This window comes from Heyndrickxia faecalis (assembly GCF_040267745.1).
GTDB lineage: Bacteria > Bacillota > Bacilli > Bacillales > Bacillaceae_C > Weizmannia > Weizmannia faecalis.
In genome coordinates this window covers 932,722-949,134 of record NZ_CP158453.1, presented here as the reverse complement: position 1 = coordinate 949,134, position 16,413 = coordinate 932,722, and the positions used below count along the sequence as shown (strand labels likewise).

The 16,413-nt window shown below is 47.5% G+C and carries 18 protein-coding genes and 2 other annotated features; of the genes, 4 read left to right on the top strand and 14 right to left on the bottom strand.

Translation table 11 applies throughout. The features are described from left to right. Positions 1-291: 291 nt before the first annotated feature. Positions 292-1,749: a glutamate synthase subunit beta gene (locus ABR335_RS04320; RefSeq protein WP_350346618.1), complete on the top strand. Its 1,458-nt coding sequence runs from the start codon at positions 292-294 to the stop codon at positions 1,747-1,749. 130 nt (positions 1,750-1,879) lie between these two features. On the opposite strand, the gene ABR335_RS04315 is transcribed toward ABR335_RS04320, so the two are convergent. From ABR335_RS04315 to ABR335_RS04295, 5 genes are all read right to left on the bottom strand, one after another. Continuing rightward, the gene (locus ABR335_RS04315) at positions 1,880-2,188 is read right to left on the bottom strand and encodes a YfzA family protein (protein WP_061086973.1); all 309 of its coding nucleotides are present in this window, start codon (positions 2,186-2,188) and stop codon (positions 1,880-1,882) included. Positions 2,189-2,222: 34 nt separating this feature from the next. After that, positions 2,223-2,861, bottom strand: a complete 639-nt coding sequence (locus ABR335_RS04310; RefSeq protein WP_350346617.1) for an ABC-2 transporter permease — start codon at positions 2,859-2,861, stop codon at positions 2,223-2,225. Then, entirely contained in the window at positions 2,839-3,714 is an 876-nt protein-coding gene (locus tag ABR335_RS04305) for an ABC transporter ATP-binding protein (protein WP_035190007.1), read from the bottom strand. Before ABR335_RS04305 ends, ABR335_RS04310 begins: the two co-directional genes overlap by 23 nt. A 330-nt stretch (positions 3,715-4,044) precedes the next feature. Further along, positions 4,045-4,203, bottom strand: a complete 159-nt coding sequence (locus ABR335_RS04300) for a small, acid-soluble spore protein K (protein WP_014097362.1) — start codon at positions 4,201-4,203, stop codon at positions 4,045-4,047. An 86-nt stretch (positions 4,204-4,289) separates the two neighbouring features. Further along, entirely contained in the window at positions 4,290-5,270 is a 981-nt protein-coding gene (locus ABR335_RS04295; protein ID WP_014097361.1) for a metal-dependent hydrolase, read from the bottom strand. A 178-nt stretch (positions 5,271-5,448) separates the two neighbouring features. Between ABR335_RS04295 and mutY the strand changes: the two genes are divergently transcribed. Continuing rightward, positions 5,449-6,567, top strand: a complete 1,119-nt coding sequence (gene mutY / locus ABR335_RS04290; protein WP_350346616.1) for an A/G-specific adenine glycosylase — start codon at positions 5,449-5,451, stop codon at positions 6,565-6,567. Between the two features lie 261 nt (positions 6,568-6,828). Here mutY and ABR335_RS04285 read toward each other — a convergent pair whose 3' ends face one another. Together ABR335_RS04285 and recX are read right to left on the bottom strand one after the other, a co-directional pair. After that, positions 6,829-7,146: a YfhH family protein gene (locus ABR335_RS04285; protein ID WP_014097359.1), complete on the bottom strand. Its 318-nt coding sequence runs from the start codon at positions 7,144-7,146 to the stop codon at positions 6,829-6,831. Continuing rightward, positions 7,127-7,942 (bottom strand): recombination regulator RecX, encoded by an 816-nt coding sequence (gene recX / locus ABR335_RS04280; RefSeq protein ID WP_061086975.1) that lies wholly within the window; start codon positions 7,940-7,942, stop codon positions 7,127-7,129. Before recX ends, ABR335_RS04285 begins: the two co-directional genes overlap by 20 nt. An 86-nt stretch (positions 7,943-8,028) precedes the next feature. Here recX and ABR335_RS04275 point away from each other — a divergent pair, with 86 nt between their 5' ends. Together ABR335_RS04275 and ABR335_RS04270 are read left to right on the top strand one after the other, a co-directional pair. After that, positions 8,029-8,151 (top strand): YfhE family protein, encoded by a 123-nt coding sequence (locus ABR335_RS04275; RefSeq protein ID WP_014097357.1) that lies wholly within the window; start codon positions 8,029-8,031, stop codon positions 8,149-8,151. 146 nt (positions 8,152-8,297) lie between these two features. After that, entirely contained in the window at positions 8,298-8,480 is a 183-nt protein-coding gene (locus ABR335_RS04270) for a YfhD family protein (RefSeq protein WP_017551419.1), read from the top strand. A gap of 258 nt (positions 8,481-8,738) precedes the next feature. Here the strand turns inward: ABR335_RS04270 and trpA are convergent, their stop codons facing one another. The 7 genes from trpA to trpE are packed head-to-tail and all read right to left on the bottom strand — an operon-like array spanning position 8,739 to position 15,499. Beyond that, complete coding sequence (gene trpA / locus ABR335_RS04265; RefSeq protein WP_014097355.1) at positions 8,739-9,530, bottom strand: tryptophan synthase subunit alpha; 792 nt, start codon at positions 9,528-9,530, stop codon at positions 8,739-8,741. Beyond that, complete coding sequence (locus ABR335_RS04260) at positions 9,523-9,927, bottom strand: hypothetical protein (RefSeq protein WP_179234110.1); 405 nt, start codon at positions 9,925-9,927, stop codon at positions 9,523-9,525. Before ABR335_RS04260 ends, trpA begins: the two co-directional genes overlap by 8 nt. Further along, entirely contained in the window at positions 9,920-11,125 is a 1,206-nt protein-coding gene (trpB, locus tag ABR335_RS04255) for a tryptophan synthase subunit beta (protein ID WP_350346615.1), read from the bottom strand. The genes ABR335_RS04260 and trpB overlap by 8 nt, the downstream gene beginning before the upstream one ends. Next, positions 11,103-12,527 (bottom strand): bifunctional indole-3-glycerol-phosphate synthase TrpC/phosphoribosylanthranilate isomerase TrpF, encoded by a 1,425-nt coding sequence (gene trpCF / locus ABR335_RS04250; protein ID WP_350346614.1) that lies wholly within the window; start codon positions 12,525-12,527, stop codon positions 11,103-11,105. The genes trpB and trpCF overlap by 23 nt, the downstream gene beginning before the upstream one ends. Continuing rightward, the gene (trpD, locus tag ABR335_RS04245) at positions 12,528-13,553 is read right to left on the bottom strand and encodes an anthranilate phosphoribosyltransferase (RefSeq protein ID WP_350346613.1); all 1,026 of its coding nucleotides are present in this window, start codon (positions 13,551-13,553) and stop codon (positions 12,528-12,530) included. Beyond that, complete coding sequence (locus tag ABR335_RS04240; protein WP_017551424.1) at positions 13,537-14,136, bottom strand: anthranilate synthase component II; 600 nt, start codon at positions 14,134-14,136, stop codon at positions 13,537-13,539. Before ABR335_RS04240 ends, trpD begins: the two co-directional genes overlap by 17 nt. Beyond that, positions 14,117-15,499: an anthranilate synthase component I gene (trpE, locus tag ABR335_RS04235; RefSeq protein ID WP_110134151.1), complete on the bottom strand. Its 1,383-nt coding sequence runs from the start codon at positions 15,497-15,499 to the stop codon at positions 14,117-14,119. The genes ABR335_RS04240 and trpE overlap by 20 nt, the downstream gene beginning before the upstream one ends. Before the next feature lie 171 nt (positions 15,500-15,670). Continuing rightward, positions 15,671-15,920: a binding site (T-box leader), on the bottom strand. A gap of 46 nt (positions 15,921-15,966) precedes the next feature. Beyond that, positions 15,967-16,209: a binding site (T-box leader), on the bottom strand. Positions 16,210-16,413 lie beyond the last annotated feature (204 nt).

Genomic DNA, 16,413 nt, shown 5'->3' with positions numbered 1-16,413 from the left:
ATCCGGGCGCTTCCGGATGGATTTACAGGATTGTATGTGGGATAGATTAAAACACTGTTTCGTAAAGAAAACGGAGACCTATCATACTTCCGGCAGCAGCCGGATAAGAAGCACAAAGATGGCTGTTTTTTTTAAGAAAAAAAAGGCATCCCACGCAAGACGGAAATTTTTCCGGAAACAAACCGGAATGTACTGAACCGGGCCATTTGTTTATCCAAAACAGAAACCTGAAATCGTACGACATCTATATCCCTCCGGCAGCGGCCGGGTGATTTGTGAGGAGTGTGAGACATGCGCGGAACGACAGATTTTATTGAACAGAAACGCGAAAAACCGAAAGAACTGGATGCCGCAAAGCGGGTGGCTACTTGGAAAGAATACGTGCAGCCTTTCCCGGAAGCAAAATTGAGGACACAGGCATCCCGCTGCATGGAGTGCGGCACCCCCTTCTGCCAGATGGGAGAACTGATCGGCAGGCAAACGAGCGGCTGCCCTTTATATAATTTAATTCCGGAATGGAACACCCTTGCCGCCCAGGGAAAATGGGAAGAAGCCTACCAGCGTCTCCTTTTAACCAATAATTTCCCTGAATTTACATCCCGCGCCTGCCCGGCACCATGTGAAGGCTCGTGCACAGCCGGGCTGGTCAGTGAACCTGTCACCATTAAAAGCATTGAAAGAGCCATCATTGACCGTGCCTGGGAAGAAGGCTGGATCAAACCGAGAATACCGCTGAAACGAAACGGCTTAAAAGCAGCCGTTGTCGGAAGCGGACCCGCCGGATTGACGGCAGCTGACGATTTAAACCAGGCGGGATACGATGTGACCGTCTTTGAGAAAGAAGACCGTTTTGGCGGGCTGCTCATGTACGGCATTCCGAATATGAAAATTGAAAAACAGTATGTAGAGCGCAGAGTAGACCTGTTGCAGGCAGAAGGGATCACGTTCAAAGCCAATACCGAAATTGGTAAAGACATCACGCTTGATGAACTCGAGTCTGCGTTTGACGCCGTCCTGCTTTGCATCGGTGCAGAAAAACAACGTGACATGGACATCCCGGGGCGCGATTTAAAAGGCATCTACCCGGCGATGGAATATTTGAAAGCCAATACGAAACACCTGCTTGACCATGGGGAAAACGGCGAACCGCAAATTTCAGCAAAAGGAAAAAAAGTGATTGTCATTGGTGGCGGCGATACCGGCGCGGACTGTGTGGCAACCGCGATCCGACAAGGGTGCAAGAGCGTTGTACAGTTCGGAAAGCACGGAGAACTGCCGAAAGAACGCCCGGAACACGAACCATGGCCGGTGAACCCTTCCCTATTCACATTAGATTATGCATATGAAGAATCATTTAAAGTGTTCGGGGAAGATCCGCGGCAATACTATATCCAAACCACAGCATTTCACGGCAATGAGAACGGCGAAGTAACAGGGCTTGTCACCGTGCCGTTTTCGGATCCTCGAGGAGCGGAACAGCAAGTATGGGAAGCAGATCTTGTGCTCATCGCCATCGGATTCCAGGGTGTCGATGATTCCAAGTCAGCTGGCATCGAACTTCAAAACGGGCTGATTCAAACCTTACCTGGAAGTTTCCAGACAAATCGGGAAGGCATTTTTGCCGCCGGCGATGCGAAACGCGGCGCAAGCCTGATTGTCTGGGCCATGCAGGAAGGCAAAAAAGCAGCAAAAGAAATAGACCTGTATCTCTCTCAAAAAGACAAAGCGACCTGCCAGCCGTCTGCATAAAAAACGGCCCAAAGCTTTTTGAAAAAGCTTTGGGCTTTTTTTGCGTTGCACGATGCCTTTATGGCTTGCGGTTCGCCCTTTTTTATCATGGTGAAGGTGGCACTTCATAAATCCGGTTTAATATGAACACTCATTGGGAGTAGCTGTGGCGCTTGGGCAACATTCTAATAAGACCATCTATGATGAAAATAGCCCCCCATATAACAAATATTAAGTTAAATTGCGGACTTTTATAAATTTGAAGCCAGTCATAAATCGGGCTTAGCGCGGATACAGCCCATTTTCCATAATCATTCAAGTTGAAAATATTTTTTGACGCGGAAACATTGTCAAAGATAAAGAAAACAAGCTGTGCAACGACAAATATCAAAAGATGAATATACCAACCGTACCGTTTTTTGGCTGCTTTCGCATGCCCATTTTTAACTGCTTTCGCCATTCTGCTTTCCCCTCCTTCTTTCCCCTTTAAACTATCAAAATTCTTTTTTTCGGTAGATGATCACCGAGGTAGCGTATGAGAGAATGAATAAAAAAATGGATACCAATAAGAAACTTAAAGAAAAAATCTCCTCAACTCCCTTCATTTCCCCTATAAACACTTTCATTAAAAAGGATATGAAAAAGAACATTACAAAGGAGAAACCCATACTCCCCATTGTAATCATATCTGATTTTTCTATTCCAAATATATATGTCAGTGGATATACTAAAGAGGCAGCACAAAACATCAATCCCATCCCCCGTAATCCAATGTTAAAAAAATCATCCATAACGGTTGGTGAGATAAAAATACTTGCACAATAAAACAAAGCGAAAGTTAATAACAAACTCGTGAACAATAAAAGCAAGAATGTGATAAACTTACTTTGAATAATTTTGCTTTTTTTCAACGGAAGCGTGATTTCAAATTTATTCCAACTCGACATACTATCCTGTTTTAATACTTCAAATGCATTCATGGGTATAATTAAAAATGGTAATAATACAGCGATCTTCAACGCCGTGGGATTTCCACTTATAATAAGCGGAATGATAGCTGCTGTAGATATAAGCAATGAAAATTTAACACTTTTATCTATAGAATATAAATTATTTAAAATGAGTCCTTTCATAATTTTCTCCTTTCATTAATAATAAGGTAATATCATCAATGGAAAAATTCTTTTTATGAAATTTTGCAGGCAGCTCATTTTTATTTGAAACAAGCACATCCACATAATCTGTTTGGTTTTTATATGCAATAATGCCATTTAAACGCAAGTCATTTAACTCATGCTCTTTACATTGTATGATCGCATAGTTATTTAAAAGGTCATTCTTACTTGTTTTTAACACAATTTCACCTTTTTTTATGAAAACCAGGGTATCCGCAACCTTTTCAATATCACTGGTGATATGGGATGATAACAAAATAGCACCTTTCTGATCTCTTACAAATTTTAGCAGTGCTTCTAATACGTCTTCCCTTCCCACAGGATCTAGCCCTGATGTCGCTTCGTCTAATATTAACAATCTCGCACCATGTGAAAGAGCAACAGCGATCGAGAGCTTCATGGCCATTCCCCGAGAAAAACTATTTATTTTTTGCTTTTTAGGCAGCGAAAAAAGTTCAATATAATTAAAATATTCTTGGTTATCCCAATTATGATAAAGATAGCGAAATACTTTCGATAACTTTATCGCATCCAAATTACCGGAAAAATTCATGGCATCATACACTACGCCAATGTGATTGTTGATTTCTTTTTTGGCTTCAGCTATTCTCTCTCCAAAAATTTTTATGCTTCCGCTATCGATATGTAACGTTTGCAGGATTGCCCCCATTGTGGATGTTTTCCCCGCGCCATTTTCACCAATAAATCCTGTAATGGATCCATAGGGTACGGAGAAAGATATGTTCTTTAAAGCGAAGCGGGACTTGGAGAATGACTTGCACAACCCTTCAATTTCTAAAGCATATTCCAAAGTTACCCCTCCTCCAATCACAAAAAACGCGCTATTTTTTCCAATAATCATTATAGCAACAATTCTTCATATTTTCCAGCAAGCTTTCCATCATTATTTATTGATAATGCAAAAATTGAGATTATTGTGATGATCATCTATGTTGTAGCATACAGCGGAGGTAAAATGATGATGACCGCCTGTAACCGGCCAAAAAAATGAATAAATTTTCTTCCTCTGAGAGAACGATCTCTATTCGTACCATTACCTGCCTTGCTCTTAAAAGAAACCATTTTTATTCCTGCCGATGAAAATATAAGAGCTGCCGGTGTAATCCAGCAGCCCTTTCTGTTATGACTCGCCGCGGCGGCCGGATGCGTGCATGCGTTCTTGCGGGTGCGTGTTGGTTGTGCCGTCCGCGCGTTTCGAAGCATATTCAGCTTTTGCCCGCGGTTTGCCTTCATATACATTGTCATGATGGTACGGGAAACCTTTTTCTTTATTCCGCATGTTAACGCCCTCCTTAACAAAATAACCGGTGGGGAATGGCCCCCGCACCGGTTATTTTGCGCGTTTTCAGATGTAAAATCCGATCCTTATCTTGGTACAACATCAAGTTTTTTCTTTAGCTTTTTCTTATTAAAAATCCATCCGGTGTAAGAACCGGTTATTTCCAGATCTTCATTCAATTTCACAACAGCAACAAACGGATAATGCCCGTTTTTCCGGTAGCGGAGGTCGGTAAAACGGACCTCCCAGCCGTTATCAAGTTCTTTGACCTGCCAGTTATAGACAGGGGAAAAACTTAAGAAAGCTGACAAATTTTTATCCTGCTTTGCCGCTTCAATAATTTCATTTTCCGGTACCGGAAGCCGTTTGAATTTGTCCAGAATGGTGACCGCCGACTTAAATGCGGATGCAACATAGTAGGCATCTTTCGTTCTTACGGCAATCTTCCATTGGTGAAAACGGACAGTCGGGGAAATAATGATATTTTCCGCATCCGGAATCCTGGCCAGGACGGCTTTTTTTACATCGTGACGTGCCGCGAATCTGGCGATATAATATAAAAATATGAAGATGTACATGGCCAGGAAAGTTGGCCCCGGTTGTGCCCCGAACAGCCAGGCGGCAATGCCGATCACATGGATGGTGAAAATGAACGGGTCAAATGTATTGATCACGCCGAGCGCGACCCATTTATATGAGAACGGCCGCAATGCCTGTGTCCCGTACGCATTAAAGATATCGACGAACACATGCAAAAAAACAGCCAAAAAAGACCAAAGCCATAAATGAAGCGCATCCGTTCCAGGGAAAAAGATGCTGAGCACAGCTGTAATGGCAAGCGGCCACAGCAAGACGGCGGGAACAGAATGTGTAATGCCGCGGTGGTTGCGAATATAAACCGCATTATTTTTAAATTTAAGCAAAGTATCGATGTCTGGTGCCTGTGAACCTAAAACCGTGGCAATGAGAACGCTGTGAAAATGAACCGCATCTTGTGCGACCACAGGGTCCAACGTTGCCAAACCTCCAAGTGCAAATCCCATAACAACATGGGTTCCTGTATCCAATCTTATTCCTCCTAAAAATGGTTCTGGCTCCTTATTAAAGCGCTTATTTCTTTCATATGCCTTCATCATATGGTAAATTAAAAAGAATTGCAATAGACAGAAGCGGTCAATTCAGGATTTCCTGATTGTATTTTTCCCGTTTATAAAATGTATAGCAATCATTTGGGGGAGTTAAACATTGAAAAATTTGCCAATCGACGACTTTGATATAAAATCTTTTCAAGATGATCTGATTTCCTGGTTTGAAAGGGAACAGCGGAAACTTCCGTGGCGGGAGGACCGTGACCCGTATAAAATTTGGGTATCGGAAATCATGCTGCAACAGACAAGGGTGGACACCGTCATCCCCTATTTCCGGCGTTTTATGGAAAAATTCCCGACAATTGAAGCGCTGGCGGATGCCAGTGAAGATGAAGTGCTAAAAGCGTGGGAAGGACTCGGCTACTATTCGCGCGTCCGGAATTTGCACGCTGCTGTAAAAGAAGTGGAGGAACATTACGGCGGCACGGTTCCGGACACGCCGGAGGAGGTATCGAAGCTAAAAGGCGTAGGGCCATATACGGCCGGTGCGATTTTAAGCATTGCATACGGCCTGCCGGAACCGGCTGTGGACGGCAATGTGATGCGGGTGCTGGCAAGAATTTTATCCATATGGGAAGACATTGCAAAGCCTTCTGCAAGAAAGGTTTTTGAAGAAGTCGTCCGCAAGCTGATTTCCCGGGAGAATCCGTCTTTTTTTAATCAGGCTTTAATGGAACTCGGGGCGCTCGTTTGCACACCAAAATCGCCGTCATGCCTGCTTTGCCCGGTCCGGGAGCATTGCCGGGCGTTTAGAGAGGGAACCATTGATGAGCTGCCTGTGAAATCAAAAAGGAAAAAGCAGAAACAGATCCGGCTTCAGGCAGCCGTTTTGGAAGATGAAGACGGGCGCATTTTGATCCATAAGCGTCCGGATAAAGGGCTGCTTGCAAATATGTGGGAATTTGTACAAGTGGAAGAAAGCACCGTTTTGCCGGCAAGACAGGTGCTGAAGGACTATCTTGGAGATGTTTTTAAAATTGAAGCAGCGCTTGAAACCGAACATTTTACGGAAATACGCCATGTTTTCACCCATTTAATTTGGGATATCCGGGTATACCACGGGAAAATTTTAAATCAGGTACAGGAAACGAATGAATTAAAATGCGTGCCTCCTGATGAGATTGAAACGTTCGCATTTCCTGTCCCCCATCAAAAAATTTGGAAAGCCTTCCGGGAACAGGTGAAAAGCGAAAAGGTGAAGGACATCAAAGGATAGGCTTCGTTTCAAAATGTCTTTCATAACCGGGATGAAGGACAAAAGAGGGCGAACCGCGGGCTGAAATGTCTTTCATAAGCGGGATGAAAGACAAAAGGGGGTGAGCACACTTTCGTCTTTTTGCGCCTCTGTAAAAAGACATTCCCGCGACAAGCGCGCTGTTGGCCCTTAAATCCTTTAAAACCATTTCGCCCGGCAACGCGCCCCCTTTTAACCCTGTAAACGACCTCCCAGCCGGCGGCAAAGACGCCCAATAAGCTTTCAATCCACCGGTTTCAGCATCGAAATCGGGAGGGCTTCGATCGGTTTGCCCCCGCTAACCCGGTAACCCCAGGCAAAGACGCCGTCAATATAATCAATTTTAAAATAGACGCCGGGGTCTCCTTCAATTTCATAAATTTCCCCTTTTTGAAAAGAAGCCGGGTCCAGCAAATACGACTTTGCCATCGCAATTTTCCGCTCAAGCACGGCAAACTCATTCACAATACCAAGTTGTTCGGCCTTGCGCGCTTTTTCCGTCAATTGTGCAATTTCCTGCTTTAACTCATACTCGCTCATTTCACTGTATCTTTTTTCCATCTCCATCCTCCTCTTCTCGCAAGTAGCGGTCTATTAAATCAACCGGGAACCCTTTCCGGTATAAAAACTGCTTCATTTTTTGCCTGTATGCATATCCCGAAAGTCTACCGTATTTGCGCTTTGCTTTTTCAGCGTGCTGAAGAAGGGCTTCCCACTCCGCTTCTTCATCCTTTTCAATAGGGAGCGCCGCCATCGCTGCGGAAATCACTTCAGGCGGATAACCTTTTACGACAAGCCCCTGCTCCACTTTTTGCTTTAAAAGCTTCTCTGACAACCGGGCATGCTGCCTGGACAGTTTTTCCGCAAGGGCAAGGGCGTGTTCCACTTGCTGATCCGCATCAAAAATTTCAAGCGCCTTTTTCACAAGCTCTGGTGCAATGCCTTTTTGCTGGAGTTCCCTTCTAATAACAACAGGCCCTTTATGTGTTGTGTTCATTTGTGTTCGTACAAAACTTGCGGCAAATTCCGCATCATCCAGATACTGCATTTCATAAAGCTTTGATATGACACTCCGGATGACTTCCGGTGCAAATTCCTTTTTTATCAAATCATCACGCACTTCTTTTTCCGACCGCATCCGATAGGAAAGAAAATGGATGGCAGTATTAACGCCTTTCCGGATATCATCTTCGGCAAGGATTGCTTCAATATCAAGCTCATCCAATTCTTTCCCCTTTAAAAGCTGGTACCGTGCCAGCACTTCTTCATCAACACTGAATCGGTACTGGCCGTCAAGAAAAATATTGTATCGTTCTTTATTATTTTTTTGAACTGAGATTTTTGTAATGACCGGCACATGCATACCTCCCTTGTCTATTTTACCATTGAAAGTGTAGAAAGCGGTATGACCGGGAACAATAATCCAAAAAGGAGGTTTTACGAATGCCGAAAGATAAAAAAGTTCAGACGAAAAGCACATTAAGAAGCATGCAGGAAGTGACTTACCAGCGTGAATTTAAAAAAGCCGACCGGGCCGGAGGATACACGGACAGCGGACGCAAATAATTACCTGTTTAAGAAGAACTTACGCTAGTGGGAATGGCAATATCTGCATACTTTTGGCACAAATAATTACCTGTTTAAGAAAAACCTTTTACGCAAAAAGTAGTTTTGCGGGGGCAACCGCAAACTGCTTGAAAGGGGTTTTTTAAATGGGCCGCGGACATCAGCATAAAACACGCGATAAAAATAAAGCAACATTGCCGCAAGTACCGAAGAACATGAAAATAGACGGGAAAGACATTGAATATTCGAGGGAACTCGCAGATGGGGAAGATTTGGAAGCACAAGCCCGTTCCGACGCTGCGGCAAAAAGAGCGAAAAACAGTCGGTAAAATAAAACGGGAGGCCTTTCCATGAGGCTCCCGTTTTTTGTGGATGATGTGCATAAACCTTTCAATACCTTTATTCCCAATATGATTTGATGTGCATAAATTTGTGCACATTTTTTGTGTATAAAATGTGGATATTGTGGATAACCAGAAAAATCCCTTTTCTTTACCAGTTCAAGATGTGTATAACCCTGTGGAAACTCAACTGGAGCACGGACGACCGTGTGCGTAAACCGTTTCGGCGCGTGCGTACAGGCATTTTTACAGCTGGTTTGGTGCTGCTTGTTGCTTTGCGCTTTCCACAAGCGCGCGGATTTTTTCCGTTTCCCCGTGCTGGAAGAGCTCGATGATTTTGCTCCCGGCCACCACGCCGCTGCAGTAACGGGTTAAACGGCGGACCTGCTCCGGGCTGGAAACGCCAAAGCCGGCAAGAACAGGCACCCGGCTGATGCTTGATAAGAAATCCAGGTAATCCTCGATATTGTCGTGAAAATTTGTACGGGTGCCGGTTGTACCGGTGACCGTGACAGCATACAGAAACCCATCTGAACGGGAGGCGATTTCCTCAAGCCGGTCTTTCGGGCTTGTAATGGCAGCCAGCCGGATGAGCGCCAGGCCGCATTTTGCCAGTTCTCCGGCAATTTCCTCTTCTTCCTCGATGGGCAAATCTGGAATAATCAGTCCGTCAACACCGGCATTCGCGCAGTCTGCTGCAAATTTTTCCAGCCCGTAGGCAAAAACCGGGTTGAAATACGTCATGAGAATAATCGGAACTTGCCTTGGATGGGCTTTTAAATGGTCCAGCACTTTTTTCATTGTCGTACCTGCCTTAAAAGCGCGGAGTCCTGCCGCCTGGATGACCGGGCCGTCTGCGACCGGGTCGGAAAACGGAATGCCAAGTTCAATTGCCGTTGCCCCGCAAGCTTCTAAAAACGCAAGCCTTTTCTCCGTCTCTTCCATTCCGCCGTCCCCTGCCATAATATAAGGGACAAACGCTTGATCACCGCGTGCAAGAACCGTTTCAAACTGTGCTTCCAATTTTTGTTTACCCATTGTTTTCCCCTCCAAACAAGCGGCTGACCGCTCCTTCATCTTTGTCCCTGCGCTCCAAGAGGCTAGCAGCGACCATTTTTGCCGGTTTCAGCGCAAAACTGCTACCATGTATGCTTTCCAGGGCCGGAATGTTACCTATTCCAAACAAGCGGCTGACCGCTCCTTCATTTTTGTCCCTGCGCTCCAAGAGGCTAGCAGCGACCATTTTTGCCGGTTTCAGCGCAAAACTGCTACCATGTGTGCTTTCCAGGGCCGGAATTTCACCTATTCCAAACAAGCGGCTGACCGCTCCTCCATCTTTGTCCCCGTGCCCCAAGAGGCTAGCAGCAATCGTTTTTGCCGATTGCAGCGCAAAACTGTTGCCATGTGTGCTTTCCAGGGCCGGAATTTCACCCATTGTTTTCCCCTCCAAGCAAGTGGCTGACTGCTTCTACATCTTTGTCCCCGCGCCCCGACAGGCAAACGGCGATTGTTTCGTCTTTCCCCATTGTTTTTGCCAGTTTCAGTGCAAAACTGATAGCATGTGCGCTTTCCAGGGCCGGGATAATGCCTTCTGTCCTTGAAAGCAACCGGAATGCATCCAATGCTTCATCGTCATTCACGGACGTATACGTAACCCGGCCCGTTTCTTTTAAATAGCTGTGTTCCGGCCCGACTCCCGGATAATCAAGCCCGGCCGATACCGAATAAGCTTCCTGGATTTGCCCGTCGTCATTTTGCAGCAGATATGTTTTCATGCCGTGAAGTACGCCGAGTTTGCCGTCGCTTAAAGACGCCGCGTGCTTTCCTGTTCCAAGGCCGGCGCCGCCCGCTTCCACGCCGAACAATTTTACGGACTTATCTTCCACAAATGGATAAAACATGCCGATCGAATTGCTGCCGCCGCCGACACAGGCGACAACTGCATCGGGAAGTTTGCCTGTCTGTTCTACAATCTGTTTTTTCGTTTCTTTCCCAATCACACTTTGGAAATCGCGGACAATTTGCGGAAACGGATGCGGGCCGACTGCTGAACCCATAATGTAGTGCGTGTCTTCCACATGGGCAACCCAGTAGCGGAGTGCCTCGTTGACCGCATCCTTCAATGTGCCGCTGCCCTGCGCCACACTTTTGACCTTTGCACCGAGCAATTCCATTCTGAATACATTGAGCTTTTGCCGGCGGATATCTTCTTCCCCCATAAAAATCATGCATTCAAGGCCGAGCAGCGCGCACACAGTTGCTGTTGCCACCCCGTGCTGACCGGCGCCCGTTTCGGCAACGACTTTCTTTTTTCCCATTCTAAGCGTAAGCAGCGCCTGGCCGACTGTGTTGTTGATTTTATGTGCCCCCGTATGATTCAAATCTTCGCGTTTCAGAAAAATTTTCGGGCCGCCGCCAAGCTTTGTTAAGTTTTCTGCAAAATAAAGCGGGGTTTCACGGCCGACATATTGCTTCAGCAGTTTCTCCAATTCCGCATGAAAAGCCGGATCGTTCATGGCTTCATGATAAGCTTGCTCGAGTTCGTTAACAGCCGGCATCAAGGTTTCCGGGACGAATCTCCCCCCGAAAGTCCCGAAACGGCCGTTTGTATCAGGCAGTTTGTATGTTTGCATTATCGTCACGCTCCTCTAATTTTTGAAATGCTTTTCTTGTTGCTTGCACAAAGGCTTTGATTTTATCCGGGTCTTTTTCCCCGTTTGTTTCCACCCCGCTTGAAACGTCGACGATATGCGGCCGGGCGGAAAGAATCGCGGCTTCGACATTTTCCGGTGTGAGCCCGCCGGCAAGCACCACCGCCCGCTCATCCGATAGCGCCTTTGCCAGTTCCCAGTCAAACGCCTTTCCGTTACCGCCGCGGTATTTTCCGCCGGCGCTGTCCAAAAGCACCAGATCGCACCGGTAATCGTGTATCGCTTCGAGATCAGCATCTGTCCTTACCGGGAAAGCCTTGATTACCGGATAAAGGATTTGCGCGACGTCTTCTGTTGTTTCATCACCGTGCAGCTGCAGGTAATCGAGCCTGACCCGCTCTGCAATTTCCTCCATTTTTTCAGGCGATTCATTGACGAATACGCCCACTTTTTCGACATGATCCGGCAACGCTTTTGCAATCTGTGCTGCTTTTTCCGGTGTAATCCTCCGCTTGCTTTCGGCAAATACAAAGCCGATCATGTCCGCCCCTGCAGAGACAGCCGCCCGGGCCGCTTCAAGCGTGCGAATGCCGCAAACCTTTACCTTCCGTTTTTCCGGAATACCGGTCAGCTTTTTCATTGCCGTTTGCGGGTCGTTTGCGCGCATCAGCGTTTCCCCGACTAAAATCCCTTTTGCCCCGGCATGTTTAGCGCGGACGACATCTTTCCGGGTGCGGATGCCGCTTTCACTAATCACAAGCACATCCGGATTTGAGATTTTTGGCGCGAGCTTTTCGGCAACGCCGAGATCCACGTCAAACGTCTTTAAATTGCGGTTGTTGATGCCGATAATCCGGGCCCCTGTTTCCACAGCGGTTTCCAGTTCCGCTTCATTGTGCACTTCAAGCAGCACTTCAAGGCCGGCGCCCCGGGCATAATCGTACAGCTGACGGAGCCTTTCGGGGGAAAGAGCCGCTGCGATCAGGAGAATTACGCTTGCACCATATGCTTTTGCCCGGTCGATCTGGATTTCGTCGATAATAAAATCTTTGCAGAGAACCGGAAGCCGGACTGCATCGCTTACGGCTTTCAAATCTTCCACCGATCCTTTAAAAAAGATTTCATCCGTTAAAACGGAAATGGCGCCGGCGCCTGCTTTTTCGTAGGCAAGCGCCTGCCGGATGGGATCCACGCCCGTTCGGATATCCCCTTTTGATGGGGAGGCCCGTTTGATTTCAGCAATGATGCTTGTTTTTTCGGCCTGCATAAATGTTTCATAAAGAGAAGGGGCTTTGCGCGCGTTTGGGGCAAAAGCCTTTCCTGCAGCTTTGATACGGGCCACTTCTTTTTCTTTTTCGGCTAAAATTTTTTCTAAAAATGCCATTTAAATCGCCTCCTGCGTGAGTTTCCGGCTCGCTTCAATGAGCGCGTGCAGTTTTTCAAGTGCCGCGCCCGATTCGATTGCCTGCTCCGCAATCCGGATCCCTTCTTTTACCGTCTCTGCCCGCCCTGCAGCAAAGAGCGCAAGCCCGGCATTGAAGAGCACCGTATCACGATAAGCACCTTTTTCCCCCTTTAATACTGACAGCAAAATATCGCTGTTTTTTTGCGCATCGCCGCCGCGGATCGCTTCAAGCGGGTAATACGGCAAACCGACTTCTTCCGGCGTCAGCGTAAACGTGGTAATTTTCCCGCCGTCAAGCAGCGCAAAATGGTTTTCCCCCGATAAAGAGGCTTCATCAAGATAGCCGGCGCCATTGACAACGAGCGCGCGTTTTCTGCCAAGGCGGCCGAGTACTTCTGCCATCGTCCTGAGCATATCGCGCCGGTAAAGCCCAAGCAGTTGTGTTTCCAGGTTCATCGGGTTTGTGAGCGGGCCGATCAGGTTAAAAATCGTCGGAATCCGCAAATCTTTCCGGATTTTCATCATTTTTCCGAGGGCCGGATGGACATTCGGGGCAAACAGGAAGACGATGCCGATTTCTCTCAGCAAGCCTTCAATTTCTTCCGCCGGGAAAGACAAGGAAATCCCGAGTTTTTCAAGGACATCGGCGCTTCCGGTCTGGCTTGAGACACTGCGGTTGCCATGTTTGGCGACCTTCACGCCGCTTGCCGCCAGCACAAACGCGGAGGTCGAGCTGATGTTAAAACTGTGGCTGCCGTCCCCGCCCGTCCCGCAGTTGTCCATGAGCCCGGGAACGCTGCACGGAACCGGCACGGCTTTTTCACGGATCACTTCGACCAGCCCGGCAATTTCTTCCGCCGTTTCGCCTTTGCTTTTCAAGACGGCCAAAAATGCGCCCATCTCCCCTTCTGTCACTTCATCTGAAAACAGTGCGCGGGATGCTTCCCGCATTTCTTCAAACGTCAGCCCTTCTTGTGCCAAAATTTTTTCAAGATACGGTTTCAACTTTCTCATCCTTTCTGATTTCGCGTAAAAAATTTTCAAGCATCTGTTTGCCGGTTTCCGTCCCGATCGACTCGGGATGAAACTGGACGCCGAAGCATGGGGCGGATTGATGTTGAATGGCCATGATTTCGCCGTCATCAAGAGATTCGGCAACCACTTCCAGGACTTCCGGGATCTTTGTCCGGTCCATGACAAGCGAGTGGTAGCGCATCACTTCGACCGGATCCGGCAGGCCGCTGAAAATTCCTTTCCCATCATGGCGCACAAGCGAAGTTTTGCCATGCTTGATTTCTTTTGCTTTTGTGATCCCCGCCCCGAATGCCGCGGCGATTGCCTGATGGCCGAGGCAGACGCCGAGCAGCGGGATTTGCCGGTAAAATGTTTTGACGGTTTCAATGGAAATGCCGGCATTTTCCGGCACCCCGGGCCCCGGCGAGAGGACAATCGCTTCCGGCTTGAGCCTTCTGATTTCATCCACGGTGATCCGGTCATTGCGGAACACCTTTACTTCCTCCCCAAGTTCGCAAAAATACTGATACAAGTTGTAAGTAAAAGAGTCATAGTTATCGAGCAATAAAATCATGTGTCTGTACCTCCAGAATCGATCTCGCCTTGTTGAGCGTTTCTTCATACTCTTTTTCCGGATCGGAATCGTAGACAATGCCTGCGCCCGACTGCAAATAAGCGGTGTTGTCTTTAATCAGGAGCGAGCGGATGGCGAGTGCAAAATCGATGTCGCCGTTCAGGTTGATATAGCCAACCGCTCCCGCGTACATGCCGCGCTTCAGGGTTTCCAGGCTGTTGATGATCTGCATCGCGCGGATTTTCGGCGCGCCTGATACCGTGCCGGCCGGGAGACAGGAGATGAGCGCATCAATTCCGCTAAAACCGTCCCGCAATTTTCCCCGTACTTCCGAAACGATGTGCATCACATGCTGGAACCGCTCGACTTCCATATATTTTTGCACCCGGATGCTGCCGGGCTCGCACACCCGGCCGAGGTCGTTCCGGCTCAAATCAACGAGCATTTTATGTTCGGCAAGTTCTTTTTCATCGTGTAAAAGCTCGTTTTCAAGTCGCTCATCTTCTTCCGGGACTTTGGCGCGCGGGCGCGTTCCCGCAATCGGGTTCGTATATACCACACGCTCCTTCGTTTTGATCAGGCTTTCCGGCGATGCCCCGAGGATGACATAGCCGCCGAAGTCGAGATAGAACATGTACGGGGACGGGTTTGTTTTTCTTAACTTCCGGTAAAAATAGAACGGGTCGTGCGAGAGCGTCCCTTTCATGCGCTGTGAGAGGACAACCTGGAAAATGTCCCCGTTTTCGATATGCTGTTTTGCGGTTTCGACCATCTTCATAAATGCCTGCTTTTGAATGGCCGGGACAAAATCAACCGGGCCATAGTCAACAAATGGTTCTGCGCTCGTCTGCTGGCGAATCGCTTTTTCCATTGCCGCAAGATTTTTTTCTATTGCTTCTCCGTCTTCCCCGGTTGAAACAAGGTAGACGGTCTGGCTTTTATGGTCGTAAACAGCTATGTTTTGGTACAGCATCAAATGCAGATCGGGGATTCCTGTTTCATCTTCCGGCACACGGCCGATCTCTTCATACTGGCGGATGGCGTCATAGCCGATATAGCCGACCGCCCCGCCGTAAAACGGAAAGGGAAGCTGAATGCCAAGACGCGGCAACAGGTCTTTGACAATATCGAGCGGCTTTCCTTTTTTTATTTCTCGCCGTCCTGTCATCCGGTCAATCACTTCCAGTTCATCATCCCGCCCGATGAACGCTTTTACCGGATCAGCCCCGATAAAAGAAAACCGGCCGTTGCTGTCATTTGGCAGCGAACTTTCGAACAAAAACTTGCATTTTCCTTTCAGTCTCTTAAAAATCATGATAGGTGTTAAAACATCGCCGTTTAGCTTAACCATTTTGTATTGCATCCGTCCGCTCTCCTTTTTTATTAATGGTCACAACTAGATGGTTTTTCGCGCTCCGACTGCCACCTGGCTGAACCGGGTGAATATCCTTCACTTAACAGGCGGGTTCCGATTACAGATCCCGGCTCCCGGCTAAATAAAAAACGTCCTCTGCCCGCAGCTAGATGCTGCAGGACAGAGGACGTTTTCCAACGCGGTGCCACCTCTTTTGAAAGGATTTAAAACCTTTCCGCTCATTCGGGTACGGAGCAAGCCACTCTTTATACCCTATCCCTGTAACGGGGGAAGCCGTGTTTCCCTACTGCACAGTTCAGGAAACCTCTCATAAGCCCATTCTGCAAAGGCAGTTCGTGCCGGACTCCCACCCGCGCCGGCTCTCTGGAACGCTTGCCATTTGCATACTCTTCTTACTCAGCGATTTTCTTTTATGGAATTTTTTTAACGGAACGCAAAAAGGGTTCCCAATCCATGTAAAGGACGGGGAACCCGCGGTGCCACCTTTATTGGCTTAATCAGCCCGGCTTTGACGGTATCAGGGAAAAACCGTAATACCTGCCTTTTGTAACGATAAGGCATTCGCCAAAGCCTACTCCGGAATCGTTTCGGTTTGGAAGCTCGGAAGCCCATTCGCCTGCACGTCATCACCGGTTCGCACCACCCACCGGCTCTCTTCGGAATCCACACAGGTTACTCTTCTTCTTCATCGCCTGAAAAATGTTTCATTGATTGATTATTATCTTAATGCCGAAAATAAGAATTGTCAACCTTCATTTCAAAAATTTTTTTATTTTTTTCAGCCCATTTTTCCAAGTAACATTTGGCGGACAAACCTTGTCTTCCTTGTGAAAAAGTGACTTGGCCTACCCGGGAAAAAATACGCGAAAGGGCACGCATGGCCACTTCGTTCGAAGAAGGGG